The sequence below is a fragment of the Streptomyces sp. NPDC044063 genome, assembly GCF_056434285.1.
The window spans coordinates 203,721-221,537 of the sequence record NZ_JBWKFM010000008.1 but is presented as its reverse complement, the minus strand read 5'-3'; the positions used below and the strand labels follow the sequence as shown (position 1 = coordinate 221,537).

The 17,817-nt window shown below is 75.0% G+C and carries 12 protein-coding genes; 10 read left to right on the top strand and 2 right to left on the bottom strand.

Annotated features, from left to right (window positions below; genetic code table 11):
• Positions 1-255: 255 nt before the first annotated feature.
• The gene (locus AC07BS_RS13345) at positions 256-5,709 is read left to right on the top strand and encodes a type I polyketide synthase (RefSeq protein ID WP_478932069.1); all 5,454 of its coding nucleotides are present in this window, start codon (positions 256-258) and stop codon (positions 5,707-5,709) included.
• A gap of 46 nt (positions 5,710-5,755) precedes the next feature.
• Here the strand turns inward: AC07BS_RS13345 and AC07BS_RS13340 are convergent, their stop codons facing one another.
• Positions 5,756-6,814: a methyltransferase gene (locus AC07BS_RS13340; RefSeq protein WP_478640741.1), complete on the bottom strand. Its 1,059-nt coding sequence runs from the start codon at positions 6,812-6,814 to the stop codon at positions 5,756-5,758.
• 236 nt (positions 6,815-7,050) lie between these two features.
• On the opposite strand from AC07BS_RS13340, the gene AC07BS_RS13335 reads away from it, so the two are divergent.
• The 4 genes from AC07BS_RS13335 (at position 7,051) to AC07BS_RS13320 (ending at position 9,585) form a co-directional block, all read left to right on the top strand.
• Positions 7,051-7,458 carry a cell division protein SepF gene (locus AC07BS_RS13335; RefSeq protein WP_478640738.1) on the top strand — a complete coding sequence of 136 codons (408 nt, stop codon included), beginning with the start codon at positions 7,051-7,053 and terminating at the stop codon, positions 7,456-7,458.
• Between the two features lie 25 nt (positions 7,459-7,483).
• A complete protein-coding gene (locus tag AC07BS_RS13330) occupies positions 7,484-8,632 on the top strand; it encodes an AAA family ATPase (RefSeq protein ID WP_478640736.1) in 1,149 nt (382 codons plus the stop codon).
• On the top strand, positions 8,629-9,006 hold the full coding sequence (locus tag AC07BS_RS13325) for a nucleotide pyrophosphohydrolase (protein WP_478640733.1): 378 nt from the start codon (positions 8,629-8,631) through the stop codon (positions 9,004-9,006). Before AC07BS_RS13330 ends, AC07BS_RS13325 begins: the two co-directional genes overlap by 4 nt.
• A 120-nt stretch (positions 9,007-9,126) precedes the next feature.
• Positions 9,127-9,585, top strand: coding sequence for a DUF6099 family protein (locus AC07BS_RS13320; protein ID WP_478640730.1), 459 nt, complete (start codon positions 9,127-9,129; stop codon positions 9,583-9,585).
• Between the two features lie 14 nt (positions 9,586-9,599).
• Here the strand turns inward: AC07BS_RS13320 and AC07BS_RS13315 are convergent, their stop codons facing one another.
• Positions 9,600-9,806, bottom strand: coding sequence for a hypothetical protein (locus tag AC07BS_RS13315; protein ID WP_478640728.1), 207 nt, complete (start codon positions 9,804-9,806; stop codon positions 9,600-9,602).
• 319 nt (positions 9,807-10,125) lie between these two features.
• On the opposite strand from AC07BS_RS13315, the gene mmuM reads away from it, so the two are divergent.
• The 5 genes from mmuM (at position 10,126) to argF (ending at position 17,709) form a co-directional block, all read left to right on the top strand.
• Complete coding sequence (gene mmuM / locus AC07BS_RS13310; protein ID WP_478932065.1) at positions 10,126-11,082, top strand: homocysteine S-methyltransferase; 957 nt, start codon at positions 10,126-10,128, stop codon at positions 11,080-11,082.
• A 34-nt stretch (positions 11,083-11,116) separates the two neighbouring features.
• Positions 11,117-12,637 (top strand): 3' terminal RNA ribose 2'-O-methyltransferase Hen1, encoded by a 1,521-nt coding sequence (locus AC07BS_RS13305; RefSeq protein ID WP_478932064.1) that lies wholly within the window; start codon positions 11,117-11,119, stop codon positions 12,635-12,637.
• On the top strand, positions 12,634-15,258 hold the full coding sequence (locus AC07BS_RS13300) for a polynucleotide kinase-phosphatase (RefSeq protein ID WP_478932062.1): 2,625 nt from the start codon (positions 12,634-12,636) through the stop codon (positions 15,256-15,258). Before AC07BS_RS13305 ends, AC07BS_RS13300 begins: the two co-directional genes overlap by 4 nt.
• 109 nt (positions 15,259-15,367) lie before the next feature.
• A complete protein-coding gene (locus AC07BS_RS13295; RefSeq protein ID WP_478640718.1) occupies positions 15,368-16,612 on the top strand; it encodes an arginine deiminase in 1,245 nt (414 codons plus the stop codon).
• 83 nt (positions 16,613-16,695) lie between these two features.
• Positions 16,696-17,709: an ornithine carbamoyltransferase gene (gene argF, locus AC07BS_RS13290; protein WP_478640715.1), complete on the top strand. Its 1,014-nt coding sequence runs from the start codon at positions 16,696-16,698 to the stop codon at positions 17,707-17,709.
• The last annotated feature ends 108 nt before the right edge of the window (positions 17,710-17,817 follow it).

Here is a 17,817-nt window from a genome sequence, read left to right as displayed (position 1 = left end):
GCCCGCCCCCGTCGTCTCGGCGATTGCTCTATCGCCGAGCGCCCGGTGAAGCCGCACGGCGGAAGTTGTCAGACGGTCCCCGGGAAGCCGAACCTGTCGCTCAGTGGGGCGGCCCGCCCTCGCGAGAGCCCTTACGGCGTACGGACACGACGTACGGCCAGGGGCCGGACGCCGCCGCGGACACGGCCGCCGGAGCAGGCGAACGCCGGCCCGGTGCGCGCCGTGCCGCCCGGTGAACCGAACAGGAGCGAGGACTTGACGGACAAAGCAGCATCCGACGAAGCAATCGCCATCATCGGCACCAGTTGCCGGTTCGCCCCCGACCTCTCCTCACCGGCGGCGTTCTGGACGTTCCTCGCCGAGGGCAGGAGCACGGTCGGCGACATGCCGGAGAAGCGCTGGCGGCCCTACGCCTCGGCCGGCCCGCGGGCCACCGCCGTCCTGCGGTCGACCGTCCGGCGCGGCTCCTTCCTCGACGACATCGAGGGCTTCGACGCGGAGTTCTTCGGGATCTCCCCGCGGGAGGCCGACTTCCTCGACCCCCAGCAGCGGTTCATGCTCGAACTCGCCTGGGAGGCCCTGGCCGACGCCGGCATCCCGCCGCTCTCCCTGCGCGGCACCGACACGGGCGTCTACGTCGCCGCGAACTCCAACGACTACGGCCGCCGGCTCCTGGAGGACATCCCCCTCACCGGCGCCTACGCGGTCAACGGCACCACCTTCTACGGCATCGCCAACCGCGTCTCCTACTTCCTCGACCTGCGCGGCCCCAGCATGGCCGTCGACACCGCCTGCGCGGGCTCTCTGACCGCCCTGCACCTCGCGAGCCGCGGCCTGCTGGAGGGGGAGACCCCGCTGGCGATCGTGGGCGGCCTCAACATCATGTCCACCCCCGCGCTGAACGTCGCCCTCCACGGTGCCGGGGCGATGTCCCCCGACGGCCGGAGCAAGGCCTTCGACCGGAGCGCCGACGGATACGGCCGGGGGGAGGGCGCCGGAGTCGTCGTCCTCAAACGCCTCTCCGACGCGCTCCGCGCGCACGACCCCGTCCAGGCGGTCGTACGCGGCAGCGGCCTGTTCCAGGACGGCCGGTCCGACGGCATGATGGCACCCAACGGGGCCGCGCAGGAGCACATGCTGCGCCAGGTCTACGAGCGGGCCGGCATCGACCCCGCCGGCGTCGACTACGTCGAGGCGCACGGCACCGGCACCCCCGTCGGCGACGGCGAGGAGATCGCCGCGCTGGCCGCGGTCTTCGGCGCCGGCCGCCCGCCGGAGCGCCCCTGCCTGATCGGCTCGGTGAAGCCGAACATCGGCCACGTGGAGGGCGGTTCGGGGATCGCCGGCGTCATCAAGACCGTCCTCGCCCTGCGGCACGAACAGCTGCCGCCCAGCCTCCACGAGGACCCGCTCCCGGACCTCGGCGGCACCACCCGCGGCCTCCGTCTCGTCGACGCGCCGCTCCCGTGGCCGGCCGGCGGCCGGACCCGCCGGGCCGGCGTCTCCAGCTACGGCGTCGGCGGCACCATCGCCCACGTCGTGCTGGAGGAGGCCCCGGCCGGCCCCCGGCGGCCGGCGCCCGCACGGGACGCCGCCCGGGCCCGTACCCCCCGGGTGTTCCCACTGTCCGCCGCGTCGGAGGCCGGACTACGGGCGCTGGCGGACGCGCTGGCCGGCCGCACCGGCACCGAACCGGGGTCCGTCGACCTGGACGCCGTCGACCTGCACTCGGCCGGCCTGGACTCCGGCGGCATGGGCTCGGCCGGCCCGGACTCCGTCGACCTGGATTCCGTCGACCTGGATTCCGTCGGGCACACCCTGGCCCTGCGCCGTTCCCACCTCGCGCAGCGCGCCGCGGTCGTCGCCGCCGACGCGGGGGAGCTGACCGCGCGGCTGCGCGACCTCGCCGAGGGGCGGACCGGGGCCGGCGTCGCCACCGGGCGGACCGGGCCCGGCGCGGAGCACGGGGTCGTATGGGTCTTCTCCGGGCACGGCGCCCAGTGGTCCGGCATGGGGCGGGAACTGCTGGCGGACGAGCCGGCGTTCGCGGCGGCGATCGACGCGCTCGCCGGCGTCTTCCGCGAGGAGCTCGGCTGGACGCCGCGCGAGGCGCTGACCACCGGTGGCCCCTGGACGGCGGCCCACGTCCAGGCGCTGACCTTCGCCGTCCAGACCGGCCTGGACGCCGCGTGGCGCGCCCACGGCCTGGAGCCCGCGGCGGTCATAGGGCACTCCGTCGGCGAGATCGCCGCCGCCGTGGCCGCCGGCGCGCTCGACCGCGAGGAGGCCGCCCGGTTCGCGTGCCGCAGGGCGGCCGCGCTGCAACGCCTGGAGGGGCGGGGCGCCATGGCGATGGCCGGCCTGCCGTTCGAGGAGGCCCGGCGCCGGCTGGCGGGGGTGCCCGGTGTCGAGGCGGCGATCGCGGCGGACCCGGGCGCGACGGTCGTCTCCGGCGACCGGGAGGCCGTCGGCCGGATCGCGGCCGAGTGGGAGGAGGCGGGGATCTGGACCCGGGCCGTCGACTCCGACGTGGCCTTCCACAGCCGGCACGTGGACGAGGTGGCCGGCGAGGTCGGGGCCGCCGCGCACCGGCTCGTCCCGCGCCCGCCGGCCGTCCCCCTCTACACCACCGCGCTGGACGACCCCCGGTCGGACGCCGCCCGTGACGGGGCCTACTGGGTGGCGAACCTGCGCCGCCCGGTGCGGTTCGACCGGGCGGTCGGGGCGGCGCTGGAGGACGGCCACCGGCTGTTCCTGGAGCTCTCCTCGCACCCTGTGGTGGCCCACTCGATCCGTGAAACGTTTCTGCACGCCGGTATCGACGACTCTGTCGTCACCGGCACCCTCCGCAGGGGTGCCGGCGACGTCGCGACCCTGCTGGGCGCGCTGGCCGAACTCCACTGCCACGGCGCGGCCGTCGACTGGACGCGCGACCACGGCGCCGGGGACGTCCTCCCGCTGCCCGCCACCGTCTGGCAGCACCGCCCGTACTGGATCTTCCCGGAGGAGGGCGGGAACGCGGGTCCCGGCGGCGGGCACGACCCCGAGCGCCACAGCCTGCTCGGCGGCCGGATGAGCGTCAGCGGCTCGCCGGCCCGCCAGGTCTGGCAGACCCGCCTCGACATGGCCACCCGGCCGTACCCGCAGAGCCACGGCCTCGTCGGCGTGGAGGTCACCCCGGCGGCCTCCATCATCAACACCTTCGCCGAGGCCTCCGGCGACGACGGGCCGGCCGCGCTGACCGGCATCGTGCTCCGCACGCCGCTCGCCGTCGAGCCGCCCCGCGTGGTGCAGGTGGTCCGCGAGGGCAGGTCGCTCGCGCTCGCCACCCGCATCGCCGACGACGGCGCGGCGGACGACGGCGACGAGTGGATCACCCACACCACCGCCTCCCTCGACCCGGGCGCCCCGCCGCCGGCCGGCCGCGTCGACCTCACGGCGCTCCGCGCGCGCCTGCCCGAGGGCTCGCTGACCGGGGCCGACGAGATGTTCGCGCGCATGGGTGTGGAGGGCTACGCCTTCCCCTGGGACCTCGACGAGCTGCGCCACGACGAGCACGAGCAGCTCGCCGTCCTGACCATCGAGCCGGCGCCCGCCCGGCGGGCCGCCAGCTGGGCACACGTCGTCGACGGCGCGCTGACCATCAGCGCCATGGTGGTCGCCCCCGGTGACGCCTCCGTCCTGTGGATGTCCAGCTCCATCGAGCGGGTGGCCTGGCACGGCGAACCGCCCGCCAGGATCGTCGTGCACAGCTCGCGCTCGCCCCGTTCGCCGCACGACACGGTCGACGTCCGGGTCGCGGACGAGCACGGCGACGTCGTCTGCGAGGTCACCGGGCTGCGCTTCGCCGCCGTCGAGCACCTCGGCTCCGCCGTACTGCCCAGGGACCTGGTGCACGAGGTGGTCTGGAGGCCGCTGACCGGTGAGGACAGTGGTGACGCCTCCGGAGCCGGGGCCGCTGCCGCCGTCGTGGAGCGCGTCCTCCTCGTCGGCGACGCGGCGGAGACCGCGCCGCCGGCGGAGGTGCTCGAGGCCGCCGGGGTGCCCTGCGTCCGTACGGGCGCCGAGCCGGACACCGGGCTGCGGCCGGAGCTGCTCGACCGCCCCGGCGCGATCCTCGTCGTCCCCGCGCCGCCCCGGCCCGGCGAACCGCTGGACGAGGCGGCCCAGCGGGCGTCCTGGGAGCTGATCCGTGTCGTGCAACGCGTCGCCGAGATCCAGGCCAACGCCGGCGGCGGGCTCGCCCCGCAGCGGGTGTGGTGCCTGACCCGAGGCGTCCGCGCGGCCCGCGAGGAGCGGTCCGTCGCGCACGGACCGCTGTGGGGCGCCTCCCGCATCATCGCGGGCGACCACCCCGAACTGTGGGGCGGTGCCGTCGACCTGCCCGGCGACGGGCTCGACGAGTCCACCGGGCACCGGCTGCTGGAGGTCCTGCGCGGCGCCGCGGGCCGGGAGGACGTCGTCGCGCTCGCCCCGGAAGGCCCGCTGGCCGCCCGGCTGACCCGGATCGAGCGCAGCGCCGACAAGCCGCCGCTGCGCTGCTCGCCCTCGGGCACCGTCCTGATCACGGGAGGGCTGGGGGCGCTCGGCCTGGAGGCCGCCCGGTGGCTGGCCGACCGGGGCGCTCGCCGGCTGCTGCTCGTCGGCCGGCGGGGACTGCCCGACCGCGCGGAGTGGGACGCCGTCCACGACCCGGAGACCCGGCGCCGTATCGACGGCGTGCTCGCCCTGGAGGCGCTGGGCGTGACGGTGACCGTGCTCGAACTCGACATCACCGACGCCCGGCAGGTGGCGGCGGCGCTGGCCCCGGGCGCGCTCGGGCTGCCGCCGGTGCGCGGGATCGTGCATGCCGCCGGCGTGGTGCGCAACGCCCTGGTCGACAAGGTCGAACCGGACGGGCTGCGCGAGGTGTTCGCCCCCAAGGCGGGCGGGGCGCTGGTGCTCCACCGGCTCTTCCCGCCCGGGAGCCTCGACTTCTTCGTGCTGTTCTCCTCGTGCGGCCAGTTCGCCCGGCTCTCCGGGCAGGCGGCCTACGCGGCGGCCAACTCCTTCCTGGACGCGCTGGCCGCGCACCGCAACGCCGCGGGGTACGGCGACACCGTCAGCCTCGGCTGGACGGCGTGGCGCGGCCTGGGCATGTCGGCGGACATCGACACCACCATGTTCGAGGCCAACTCCCGCGGCCTGGAGGCCGTCTCGGCGGCGGAGGCGCTGCGCGCGTGGGCCTTCGGCGACCGGTTCCGGTCCGACTACCAGGCCGTCCTGCGCGTCGTACCGACCCCCGCGCACACCCCGCGGCTGCCGATGTTCCGGGAGCTGGCCGTCTCCGACGGGACGGGGACGGCCACGGGCGGCGGCGGTCTCTTCGCCGCCGACCTCGCGGACCTCGCGGAGGAGGAGTCGCGCGCCCTCGTCACCGCCGACGTGCGCGAGCAGGTGGCGGCGGAGCTCAATCTCGACGTCGAGGCGGTCGAGGTGAAGCGGCCGCTGGTCGAGCTCGGCGTCGACTCCGTGATGACCGTCGCGCTCCGCGTGCGGTTGCAGCGCCGGTACGCGCTCGACCTGCCGCCGACGATCCTGTGGGCCAAGCCGACCGTGGCCACGCTGGCCGGCCACGTCCACGACAGCCTCCGCCCGGTCCCGGAACCGGAGGCGGAGGAAGCGGCGGGCCCCGGCGACCTGGCGGTCCCGGCCGGCGCCGGCCGCTGACGGCCCGGGCGCCCCGTTCCCGGCGGCGGGGCGCCCGTCCCGGCGGTCAGCCGGCGGTGGCGGAGGCGCCCGGCCCGGCGGCCAGCTCGATGACCGACACATGGCCGGCCGGGCGTACGGCGCGCACCGCGAGGCCCGCCCGCGCCGCGAGGGCGCGGAGCTCTCCGAGGCCGCGCTCCCGGCCGCCGTTGTAGGCGAGCATGCGCAGGTCCATCGCCGTGCTGGGCGACTCGCCGTCGGCGCCGAGGGCCTCGACGACGAGCACGACGCCCGTGGTGCCGGCCGCCTCGGCGCAGCGCCGCAGGATCGCCGTCGCGGGTTCGTCGCTCCAGTCGTGGAGGACGGCGGAGAGCACGTAGCCGCCCGCCCCGGCCGGCAGCGGGTCGAAGAAGCTGCCCTCGACGGCCCGGGCGCGCCCGGACAGCCCGTCCTCGGCGAACGCCCGCCGCGCCGAGTCGGCCGGACCCGGCAGGTCGACGACGGTGCCGCGCAGCCCGGGGTGGGCCGCCAGGAGCGCGCGGACGAGGCCGCCGCTGCCGCCGCCGACGTCGACGACCTCCTTGAGGGCCGCCCAGTCGTAGGCCTCGGCGACCCCGGCGTGGTCCAGCTCGATGTGATGCCCCATCAGCGCGTCGAAGGACGCCGAGAGCGCGGGGGCGCCGGCGAGGTCGTCCCAGAAGGGTGTGCCGTAGCGCACCGGATAGGCGGCCTCGCCGGTCCGTACGCTGTGGGCCAGCTCGACGAAGCTGAGGTCGCCCCGGCCGATCGCGCCGTCCATGTCCAGCCATCGGCGCCGGCTCGCCGGGTGGTCGTCGCGCAGCCGCTGCCCGTACTCCGTCACCCTGTAGTCGCCCGCGTCGTCCCTGCTGAGCAGACCGACCGTCACCAAGTGGCGCAGCAACCGCTCCAGCGCGTCGGGGTGGGTCCCGGTGGCCTCGGCGACCTCCCTGGCGGTACGCCGCCCGGAGGCGATGTGGTCGGCCACCCGGAGCGTGGCCGCCACCCGTACCGCCATCGGTGTGGCGAGGTCGGCCAGCGCCCTCAGGCCGGGCCGCCGCTCCCCGCCTCCCCCTCCGCTCCCCGCCGTCCGCCCGTCCTCCGTCATCCGCGCTCTCCCTTCGTCCGGTGCGAGGGTCCGCTGCGAGGGTAGGCCGACGGGGCCCCGGACATTTCTTCGTACATGCTGAAGAGGCCGCCCGGGTAGGGGAGTCGGGCGGGACGACCCCTCGGGGGCGCGGTCCGGGTGGGCCGGACGGGGCGTGTCATTCGGCCTAACGGGGGTGTTTGTCCCTAGAATCGTGGGATGTACATAGCCAGCACGTTCCCCGGAGGGGTGATCCGGTGAACCGGTCCGAGGCCACCGACGAGCAGTGGGAGGGACTGGCCGAGGTCGTCCCGCTGCGCGGGCACCAGACATGGCCGTCCTGGCCCGATCACCGGGCCCTTCCCGAGGAGAAGCCCAAGGAGAACCGCCGGCGGATGGTCGTGCTGCGCGTCCAGGTCTTCGCGGACGCGCGCGAGGTCGCCGAGCACCTGATCGCGCGGACCCCGGTGCTGCTGGACCTCACGAGCGCCGACTCCGACGTCGCCAAGCGCATCCTGGACTTCTCCAGCGGTGTCGTCTTCGGCCTGGGCAGCGGCATGCACCGGGTCGACACCAACGTCTTCCTGCTCGCGCCCGAAGGGACGGAGGTGGCCGCGGGATACCCCGATCGTAGGAAGAGTGATCAGCTGAAACGGTTCGGTTGACCGGGCGGCGCATACGGTCGCCGGCATGGACGCCGCCACCCGACCCCAGCGCCCCACCGTGACCGAGCTGCGGCTCTCCGCCTTCAAGTCGCACCGCAACGCCGTCTTCCCGCTCGGTCCCATGACCCTCTTCCGGGGCGCGAGCGGGAGCGGCAAGTCCAGCGCCCTTCAGGCCTACGCGGCGCTCGCCCGGCTCGCGGGCGGCGACAGCCTCCACGAGGCACTGACCCCGGTGGCCGGCGGCGCCGCGGCCTGCGTCCCGCACACCGCGCGGCCCGACGCCCAGGGGCGGCGCGGGTTCCGCATCGGCTGCACCGTGGACGGGCCGGCCGGCCCGGTCCTGCTGGATGTCGCCGTGCAGGCCGAGCCCGAGCTGCGGGTCGTCGGCGAACGGCTGACCGGCTCGGGCCGCACGCTGCTGTCCACCGCGCTGCGCGACCCGGGCCGGCCCCGTGTCGAGGCCGCCTGGCACACCGCCGGCTCCGTGCCCGTCACCCGCGCCCCGCTGCCCGACGACCGCCTGGGCACCGCGCTGCTGCCGCTGCGGGTCGCCGGCAAGACGGCCGGGCAGCGCATGGTCCTCGACGCCGCCGAACAGGTCGTCGTCGCCCTGCGCTCGGTCTTCCCCTGTGATCCGCGCCCGGAGCTGATGCGGGGCCCGGCCGCCGTGCGCGACGGGCGGCTGCGCGGCGCGTGCGACAACGTCGCCGCGGTGCTGGGGCGCACCCGCGACGAGTGCGGCACCCGGCACTCCCTGCTGGTCGCGGCGGCCGAGGCGGGGTGCCGGGGGTCGGTGGAGGGGCTCGCCGTGCAGGGCCTGGAGGGCGGCCTGGTCCGGGCCGTGCTGGCGGGGCGGGCGGGCGCGGTGACGCCGCTGGAGCGGCTGGGCGACGGTGAGCTGCGCTATCTGGCCCTGTGCCTGGTGCTGCTGACGGGGCCCGGGGTGCTGGCGGTGGATCCCGCCGCCGAGGTGCTCCAGGCCCGGCAGGTGCTGACCGTCCTGGCCGACGGCCTCGACCGCTGCCTCGACGCGCGGCAGACACGGGAACTGCTGGGGCTCGCGTCACGGATGTGCGAGCGGGGGCACATCAGGCTGGTGGGTGCGGTGGGGCTGGAGGGAGGGGAAGCGGCCGGCGAGGCTAAAGGGGCGTCGGTGGTAGACCTGGGGGAGTGAGCGACGAGAACCTGGACATCGAGACCCTCCGGCGCCGGCTGGCCGACTTCGCGGCGGCGCGCGACTGGCGGCCCTTCCACACCCCCAAGAACCTCGCCAGCGCGCTCAGCGTGGAGGCGTCCGAACTGGTCGAGATCTTCCAGTGGCTGACCCCCGAGCAGTCGGACCGGGTGATGGCGGACGCGGAGACGGCGGCGCGGGTCGAGGACGAGGTCGCGGACGTGCTGGCCTATCTGCTCCAGTTCTGCGACGTGCTGGGGATCGACGTGCTGGCCGCGCTGTCGGCGAAGATCGACCGCAACGAGCGGCGGTTCCCGCTGCCGGGCGGGCCGGAGCGGGGCACCGATGGGGAAGATCGTCACTCTCCGGAGTGATTGAGTTGTCCACAGCGCGTTTGGTATCCACAGATTTCTGAATTCCCCTGGCGTTTCCGGCGGTTAGTCATCACTCTGGGTAGTGCGAGTGGGTGGAGCGGGAAGCATGGGGGAACGGCCATGGACGCAGCGCGGCTGATCGAGATCACGAGGCACGCGTTGGGGCGGGCAAGGGGGATGCCGGACATCGTCGCCGAGGTGCGCCAGGCGCAGGCGCTGGCGGAGGCCGTCGGCGCCCGGCTCGCGTCCCTGGGACCGTACGAGGCCCGTGCGGCGGCCCGGGCCCTGAGCGAGGCCGGGGGGCGGGCCGCCGGCGCGCTGCGCTGGCTCGTGCCGCACGCCGGGGGGTTACGGGCCGCGCAGCTCAGCGAACTGCGCGACCCCTGGGCGGCGTTGACGGCCCTCGGCGAGCTCCTCGGCGAGGTGGGCATAGCCCTGGTGGGCGTCGCCTGCGTCTGCGAGGAGGACACCGTGTACTGGCTGTGCATCGAGGCGATCGACGCCGCCGACGAGACGAGCGACCGCGTCGGCGGCCTCCTCAGACGGCTCGCCCTGCGGGAGCGGGGAGGTGCCGCGTGAGCCGCTCGGTCCCGTCAGTCCGTGCCGGTGCCGTCCTGGGCCGGGGGCAGGCCGGCGGTCTGCTGGCCCGACTGCTGAAGGTCGGCGTCGAGCTGTGTCAGATCGGCGTTCAGCGCCGCCATCAGCTCCTCCATCTGCTGCAGCAGGCCCTTGGGCGCGCCCTGCCGCGGGGAAGCGGCCCGGCCGGGCACTGCCTCTTCGGGCGCGGCTTCCTGAGTCATGGTGGCCTCCTCGGCCCTCGCCCTCCCGGTCCGGGCGGGCGGCTTCGCGATCGTCGCCTCCGGCCTCGAACACCGGTGCGTGGGCCGGGCGGTCCGGCTCCGCCCGAGCCAACGATCACCGGGCGTGCCGGACACTGGCATCCACTCCCCGGCCCCGCCCGGGCGGGGGAATTCACCCGGCCGGAGTGAGTCGGGATGCCGGGGTCGCCGCGGGTTGACGGGTGTTCGAGCGGGCGTGACGGACGTGGAGGATGGAGGTGGTCCGGCAGGCCGGAGGACCGGGCCGGAGTACCCCGGAGTACCGAGGAGGAGCCCCGCCATGTCAGCCCCCGCCGTCCCGCTCGCCACCGCCCTCGCGCGCGGCCCGCTCGTCCTCGACGGCGGGCTGTCCAACCAGCTCGCGGCGCAGGGCTGCGATCTGTCCGACGCCTTGTGGTCGGCCCGCCTGCTGGCCGACGCGCCCGAGCAGATCGAGGCGGCCCACGCGGCCTACGTCCGGGCCGGCGCGCGGGTCCTCATCACCGCGAGCTATCAGGCAACGTTCGAGGGCTTCGCCCGGCGCGGCATGGGGCGCGAGGAGACGGAGGGGCTGCTGCGGCGCAGCGTGGAGCTGGCCCGCGCGGCGGCGGCCGGGGCCGAGCGCCCGGTGTGGGTGGCCGCGTCCGTCGGCCCCTACGGCGCGATGCTCGCGGACGGCAGCGAGTACCGCGGCCGGTACGGGCTGAGCGTGGCGGAGCTGGAGCGGTTCCACCGCCCCCGGATCGAGGCGCTGGCCGCCGCCGGCCCGGATGTGCTCGCCCTGGAGACGGTGCCCGACGTGGACGAGGCCCGTGCCCTGCTCGCGGCGGCGCGTGGTTGCGGGGTGCCCGTCTGGCTGTCGTACAACGCGGCGGGCGGCCGGACGCGGGCGGGCCGGCCGCTGGCCGAGGCCTTCGCCCTGGCCGCCGCCGACGAGCAGGTCGTCGCGGTGGGGGTCAACTGCTGCGAGCCGGCCGACGTGGACCACGCCGTCGCCCTGGCCGCGCGCGTCACCGGCAAGCCGGTCGTCGTCTATCCCAACAGCGGCGAGGGGTGGGACGCGGCGGCCCGCGGGTGGCGGGGCCGGCCCACGTTCGACCCCGGCCGGGCCCGGGCCTGGTGCGACGCCGGCGCCCGCCTGGTCGGCGGCTGCTGCCGCGTCGGCCCGGACGCGATCGCGCGGCTGGCGGAGGTGGTGGAGGGCGAGAGGGCGGACGACGGAGTGGGCGAGGGGGTGGAGGACGGGGAAAAGCGATAGGAAGCGGGCCGCCGGGCCGGGGATAATCGGCCGTGTGTTCCTGACGATCAGTACGTCCGGCGTCGCCGGGCGCCCCGCGACCGACCTCGGCTTCCTCCTGCACAAGCATCCGGAGAAGGCGCAGCGGTTCTCCACCTCCTACGGCACGGCCCATGTGCTCTACCCGGAGGCGAGCGAGGAGCGGTGCACGGCGGCCCTGCTGCTGGAGGTCGACCCCGTGGCGCTGGTGCGCCGGGGGAAGGACCGGGGGCGCGGCGGCACACCGGACTCCGCCCTGGCCCAGTACGTCAACGACCGCCCGTACGCCGCCTCCTCACTGCTGGCCGTGGCCATCGGCGGGGTCTTCTCCAGCGCGCTGAAGGGCCGGTGCGAGGCCCGGCCGGAGCTGCCGGAGCTCGCCCTGCCGCTGCGCGTCGAGGTTCCGGTGCTGCCGGCGCGGGGCGGAGCCGCCCTGGTGGAGCGGCTGTTCGCGCCGCTGGGCTGGACGGTGACGGCCCGGCCGGTGGCGCTGGACGAGCGGTTCCCCGAGTGGGGCGACTCGCGGTATGTCTCGCTGACGCTCGACGGCGAGCTGCGGCTGGCCGACGCCCTGCGGCACCTGTACGTCCTGCTGCCCGTGCTCGACGACGCCAAGCACTACTGGGTCACGCCCGACGAGGTCGAGAAGCTGCTGCGGGCCGGCGAGGGCTGGCTGGAGGGCCACCCGGAGCAGCGCCTGATCGCCGGCCGCTACCTCGCCCGCGACCGGGGCCTGACCCGCGACGCGCTCGACCGGCTGGCCCTCGCCCGCCTCGCCGAGTCCGACGACACCGAGGCCGAGGAGCTCGACAACGCCGTGGACGAGCGCGAGGACACCGCCGAGCGGCCCGTGCCGCTGGCCGTCCAGCGCCGCCTGGCGATCCTGGGCGTCCTGCGCCGGTCCGGGGCCGCCCGCGTGCTCGACCTCGGCTGCGGCCAGGGGCAGCTGGTGGGCGAGCTGCTCAAGGACACGCGCTTCACCGAGGTCGTCGGCGTCGACGTGTCGGCGCGGGCTCTGCGCGAGGCCGCGCGCCGGCTGCGGCTGGAGCGGATGACCGAGCGCCAGGCCGCCCGCGTGGCCCTGCTCCAGGGCTCCCTCGCGTACACCGACCGCCGCCTGGCGGGGTACGACGCCGCCGTGCTCAGCGAGGTCGTCGAGCATGTGGACCCGCCGCGGCTGCCCGCCCTGGAGCACGCGGTCTTCGCCGCGGCCCGGCCGGGCACGGTCGTGGTGACCACCCCCAACGCGGAGTACAACGTCCGCTGGGAGTCGCTGCCCCCCGGCCGGGTCCGCCATGGCGACCACCGCTTCGAGTGGACCCGGGAGGAGTTCCGCGCCTGGGCCGCCAAGGTCGCCGAGCAGCACTGGTACGAGGTCGGCTTCGTGCCCGTGGGACCCGACGACCCCGAGGTGGGCCCGCCGACCCAGATGGCCGTCTTCCGCAAGCTCGACTCCGACCCCCGGCGCCGGACCACCACCACGACCACCACGGACGAGACCCCGAACGAGACCACGAAGGAGGCGCAGGCCGCATGACCGCCACCGGCAGCACCACCGCGTGCACGCCCCTCGCCGTGCCCGACCTGTGCCTCGTGGTCCTCGTCGGCGCCACCGGCTCCGGCAAGTCCACCTTCGCCGCACGCCACTTCAAGCCGACCGAGACCGTCTCCTCCGACGTCTGCCGGGCCCTGGTCAGCGACGACGAGAACGACCAGGCGGCCAGTAAGGACGCCTTCGAGGTCCTCCACTACATCGTCGGCAAGCGGCTGGCGGCGGGCCGACTGACGGTCGTCGACGCCACCAACGTCCAGCCCGAGGCCCGCAAGGAGCTCGTCGCGCTGGCCCGCGAGTACGACGTGCTGCCCGTCGCCGTCGTCCTGGACGTCCCCGAGGACGTCTGCGCCGAGCGCAACGCCTCCCGTCCCGAGCGGGCCGGTGTCGCCCGCCGCGTGATCCAGCGCCACCAGCGCGAACTGCGCCGCTCCCTCAAGAACCTGGAGCGCGAGGGCTTCCGCACGGTGCATGTCCTGCGCGGCACCGCCCAGGTGGAGGCCGTGGAGATCGTACGCGAGCGCCGGTACAACGACCTGCGCCACCTTAGGGGCCCCTTCGACATCATCGGCGACATCCACGGCTGCCGCTCGGAGCTGGAGAGCCTCCTCACCGCGCTCGGCTACGTCCTCGTCCGCGACGCGGCCGGCCGGCCCGTCGACGCCACGCACCCCGAAGGCCGCACCGTCGTCCTCGTCGGCGACCTCGTCGACCGCGGCCCCGACAGCCCCGGCGTGCTGCGCCTGGCCATGGGCATGGTCGCCGCCGGGCACGCCCTGTGCGTCCCCGGCAACCACGAGCACAAGCTCTCCCGCCACCTCGCCGGTCACCAGGTCACCATGGCGCACGGCATCGTCGAGACCGTCGAACAGCTGGAGCGCGAGGACCCGGAGTTCCGCGAGCGGACGCGCGAGTTCATCCGCTCGCTGGTCAGCCACTACGTCCTCGACGGCGGGAAGCTGGTCGTCTGCCACGCCGGTCTGCCCGAGAAGTACCACGGCCGCAACTCCGGCCGGGTCCGCTCGCACGCGCTCTTCGGCGACACGACCGGCGAGACCGACGAGTTCGGTCTGCCGGTGCGCTACCCGTGGGCGGAGGACTACCGGGGCCGCGCCGCCGTGGTCTACGGCCACACCCCCACCCCGACGGCCACCTGGCTGAACAACACCATCTGCCTGGACACCGGCGCCGTCTTCGGCGGCAAGCTGACGGCCCTGCGCTGGCCCGAGCGCGAGCTGGTGGACGTTCCGGCCGAGCGCGTCTGGTACGAGCCCACGCGGCCGCTGGCCTCCGAGGCGCCCGGCGGCGCCGACGGCCGCCCGCTCGACCTGACGGACGTCACCGGCCGCCGGGTCGTGGAGACCCGCCACCTGGGCCGGGTCGCGGTCAAGGAGGAGAACGCCGCCGCGGCCCTGGAGGTCATGAGCCGCTTCGCCGCCGACCCCCGGCAGATCGTCTACCTCCCGCCGACCATGGCCCCCTGCGCCACCTCCGCCGAGGAGGGCTACCTGGAGCACCCGGCCGAGGCCTTCGCCGCCTACCGGGCGGACGGCGTGCGCCGGGTGATCTGCGAGGAGAAGCACATGGGCTCCCGCGCGGTGGTCCTCGTCTGCCGGGACGCCGACGTCGCCCGCGCGCGCTTCGCGGTCGCCGACGGCGCGCCCGGCGCGGTGTACACCCGGACGGGACGGCCGTTCTTCGACGACGCCGACCTGACCGCGCGGGTCCTCGGGCGGCTGGGCCGGGCCGTCGGCGAGGCCGGGCTGTGGGAGGAGTTCGGCACGGACTGGCTGTTGCTGGACGCCGAGCTGATGCCGTGGTCGCTGAAGGCGGCCGGGCTGCTGCGGGAGCAGTACGCGGCCGTCGGCGCCGCCTCCCGTACGGCCTTCCCGGCGGCCCTCGCGGCGCTGGAGTCCGCCGCGGCCCGCGGTGTGGACGTCTCCGCCCTGCTCGCCCGGCAGCGCGAGCGCGCCGCCGACGCGGAGGCCTTCACCGAGGCGTACGGCCGGTACTGCTGGCCCGTCGGCGAGGGCGCCGAGGGCGCCGAGGGTGGTGAGAGCGACCCGGTGGCCGGGGTGCGGCTCGCCCCGTTCCAGATCCTGGCCGTCCAGGGGCGCAGCCTCGCCGCGCTCCCGCACGACGAGCAGCTGGCCCTGATCGACCGCGTGGTCGCGGCGGACGGCGGCGGCTCGGGCCTGCTCGCCCCCACCCGGCGCCTGGTCGTCGACACCGGGGACGAGGCCTCCGTCGCCGAGGGCGTCCGGTGGTGGCTGGAGCTGACCGGGGAGGGCGGCGAGGGCATGGTCGTCAAGCCGCTCGCGGCCCTGGTCCGCAGGCCCGACGGCCGGCTCGTCCAGCCGGGCGTCAAGTGCCGCGGCCGGGAGTATCTGCGCGTGGTCTACGGCCCGGAGTACACCCGCCCGGACAACCTCGCCCGGCTGCGGGTGCGCCACCTCGGCCACAAGCGCTCCCTCGCCCTGCGCGAGTACGCGCTCGGCCTGGAGGCCCTGGACCGGCTGGCGGAGGGCGAGCCGCTGTGGCGCGTCCACGAGGCCGTCTTCGCGACCCTGGCCCTGGAGTCCGAGCCGGTCGACCCGCGGCTGTAGGGCTGTCGGGTGGTGCCGGCGGGGCCGTCCGGCCCCTCCGGCACCACCGTCCGGCACTCCGTGCCGCGCGTGCCGAGTGATCACGGCACGTTCAGGTGAGGATGGGGGGATGGGATTCCATGTCGATTCCGAGGCCGGGCGGCTGCGCCGTGTCATCCTCCACCGCCCCGACCTGGAGCTGAAGCGGCTCACACCGTCCAACAAGGACGCTCTGCTCTTCGACGACGTGCTGTGGGTGCGCCGCGCCCGCGCCGAGCACGACGGGTTCGCCGACGTGCTGCGCGAGCGCGGTGTGGAGGTGCACCTCTTCCAGGACCTGCTGGAGGAGAGCCTCCGGGTGCCGGCCGCGCGGGCGCTGGTGCTTGACCGGGTGTTCGACGAGAAGGAGTACGGGCCGCTGGCCACCGGCCATCTGAGAGCCGCGTTCGACCGGATGCCGGTGCCGGAGCTGGCCTCCCTGCTGGTCGGCGGTATGACGAAGCGCGAGTTCCTGGCGGGGTACGCGGAGCCGGTCTCGGTCCGCTTCCACGTCATGGACCTGGACGACTTCCTGATCAAGCCGCTGCCCAACCACCTCTTCACCCGGGACACCTCCGCCTGGATCTACGACGGGGTGAGCGTCAACGCGATGCGCTGGCCCGCCCGTTGGCACGAGACGGTGCACTACGAGGCCGTCTACCGGCACCACCCGATGTTCGCGCAGGGCGGCTTCCACTTCTGGAGCGAGGGGCAGGCGGCCTATCCCTCGACGATCGAGGGCGGCGACGTGCTGGTCATCGGCCGGGGCGCGGTGCTGATCGGGATGAGCGAGCGCACCACCCCGCAGGCCGTGGAGATGCTGGCGCGCGGGCTGTTCGCCGCCGGCTCCGCCCGGACGATCGTGGCGCTGGACATGCCCAAGGGCCGGGCGTTCATGCACCTGGACACCGTCATGACGATGGTCGACGGCGACACCTTCACCCAGTACGCGGGCCTGGGCATGCTCCGCTCGTACACCATCGAGCCCGGGACCGGTGAGGGCGAGGGCGGAGGCGAGCTCAAGGTCACCGACCATCCGCCGGAGCACATGCACCGGGCGATCGCCGCCGCGCTGGGCCTGGACTCGATCAGGGTGCTGACCGCCCGGCAGGACGTCCACGCGGCCGAGCGCGAGCAGTGGGACGACGGGTGCAACGTGCTGGCGATAGAGCCGGGCGTGGTGGTCGCGTACGAGCGGAACGCGACGACGAATACTTTCCTCCGTAAGCACGGGATCGAGGTCATCACCATTCCGGGCAGCGAGCTGGGGCGCGGCAGGGGCGGGCCGCGCTGCATGAGCTGTCCGGTCGAGCGGGACCCCGTACCAGGTGCCTAGCCACAAGGAGGGTCCGCATAATAATGTTGATTAACGTATATAGTTGCAGCTGTCCCGCAGTGTTGACGACGTAGGAGCCCCCCATGGCGACGGACCTCACAGGCCGCCACTTCCTCAAGGAGACGGATCTCACCGCCGAGGAGTTCCGCGGGCTGGTCGAACTGGCCGCCGAGCTGAAGGCCGCCAAGCGTACGGGTGTCGAGGAGCCCCGGCTGCGGGGGCGCCACATCGCGCTCGTCTTCGAGAAGACCTCCACCCGCACCCGCTGCGCCTTCGAGGTCGCCGCGGCCGACCAGGGCGCCCGGACGACCTACCTCGACCCCGCCGGCTCCCAGGTCGGTCACAAGGAGTCGGTCCGCGACACCGCCCGGGTGCTCGGCCGGATGTTCGATGCCATCCAGTACCGCGGCCATGGCCAGCACATCGTCGAGGAGCTCGCCGCCTACGCCGACGTGCCCGTCTACAACGGCCTGACCGACGAGTGGCACCCCACCCAGATGCTGGCCGACGTGCTCACCATGACCGAGCACACCTCCAAGCCGCTGGAGAAGGTCGCCTACGCCTATCTGGGCGACGCCCGGTACAACATGGGCAACTCCTACCTGATCACCGGCGCCCTCCTCGGCATGGACGTGCGCATCGTGGCCCCCGAGGAGCTCTGGCCGGCGGCCGAGGTGATCGAACGGGCCAAGCGGCTCGCCGAGGACAGCGGCGCCCGGATCACCCTCACCGCCGACGTGACCGAGGGCGTGCGCGGCGCGGACTTCGTCGCCACGGACGTCTGGGTGTCGATGGGGGAGCCCAAGGAGGTCTGGGACGCCCGTATCGCCCTGCTCTCCCCCTACGCCGTGACCATGGACGTGCTGCGCGCCACCGGCAACCCCGCCGTGAAATTCCTCCACTGCCTGCCGGCCTTCCACGACCTGGGCACCACGGTCGCCCGGGAGATCTACGAGCGCCACGGCCTGACCTCGCTGGAGGTCACCGACGAGGTCTTCGAGTCGGCGCACTCCGTCGTCTTCGACGAGGCCGAGAACCGGATGCACACCATCAAGGCCGTGCTGGTGGCGACCCTGGCGGGCTGGGGCCGGCAGTAGCGGCGACGCCCCCGGCGACGCCCCCGGCGACGCCCCGGCGACCACCGGCGGCGAAGGGGCGGCGGGCTCACGGCCCGCCGCCCCTTCGCCGTGCCGAGGGAAGATGCC

Excerpts from the sequence above, each read along its gene's own strand:
- AC07BS_RS13340 (WP_478640741.1), bottom strand. The coding sequence starts at position 6,814 with ATGACGGAGGACGGGCGGACGGCGGGGAGCGGAGGGGGAGGCGGGGAG.
- AC07BS_RS13330 (WP_478640736.1), top strand. The coding sequence starts at position 7,484 with ATGGACGCCGCCACCCGACCCCAGCGCCCCACCGTGACCGAGCTGCGG.
- AC07BS_RS13320 (WP_478640730.1), top strand. The coding sequence starts at position 9,127 with ATGGACGCAGCGCGGCTGATCGAGATCACGAGGCACGCGTTGGGGCGG.
- AC07BS_RS13315 (WP_478640728.1), bottom strand. The coding sequence starts at position 9,806 with ATGACTCAGGAAGCCGCGCCCGAAGAGGCAGTGCCCGGCCGGGCCGCT.
- mmuM (WP_478932065.1), top strand. The coding sequence starts at position 10,126 with ATGTCAGCCCCCGCCGTCCCGCTCGCCACCGCCCTCGCGCGCGGCCCG.
- AC07BS_RS13300 (WP_478932062.1), top strand. The coding sequence starts at position 12,634 with ATGACCGCCACCGGCAGCACCACCGCGTGCACGCCCCTCGCCGTGCCC.
- AC07BS_RS13295 (WP_478640718.1), top strand. The coding sequence starts at position 15,368 with ATGGGATTCCATGTCGATTCCGAGGCCGGGCGGCTGCGCCGTGTCATC.
- argF (WP_478640715.1), top strand. The coding sequence starts at position 16,696 with ATGGCGACGGACCTCACAGGCCGCCACTTCCTCAAGGAGACGGATCTC.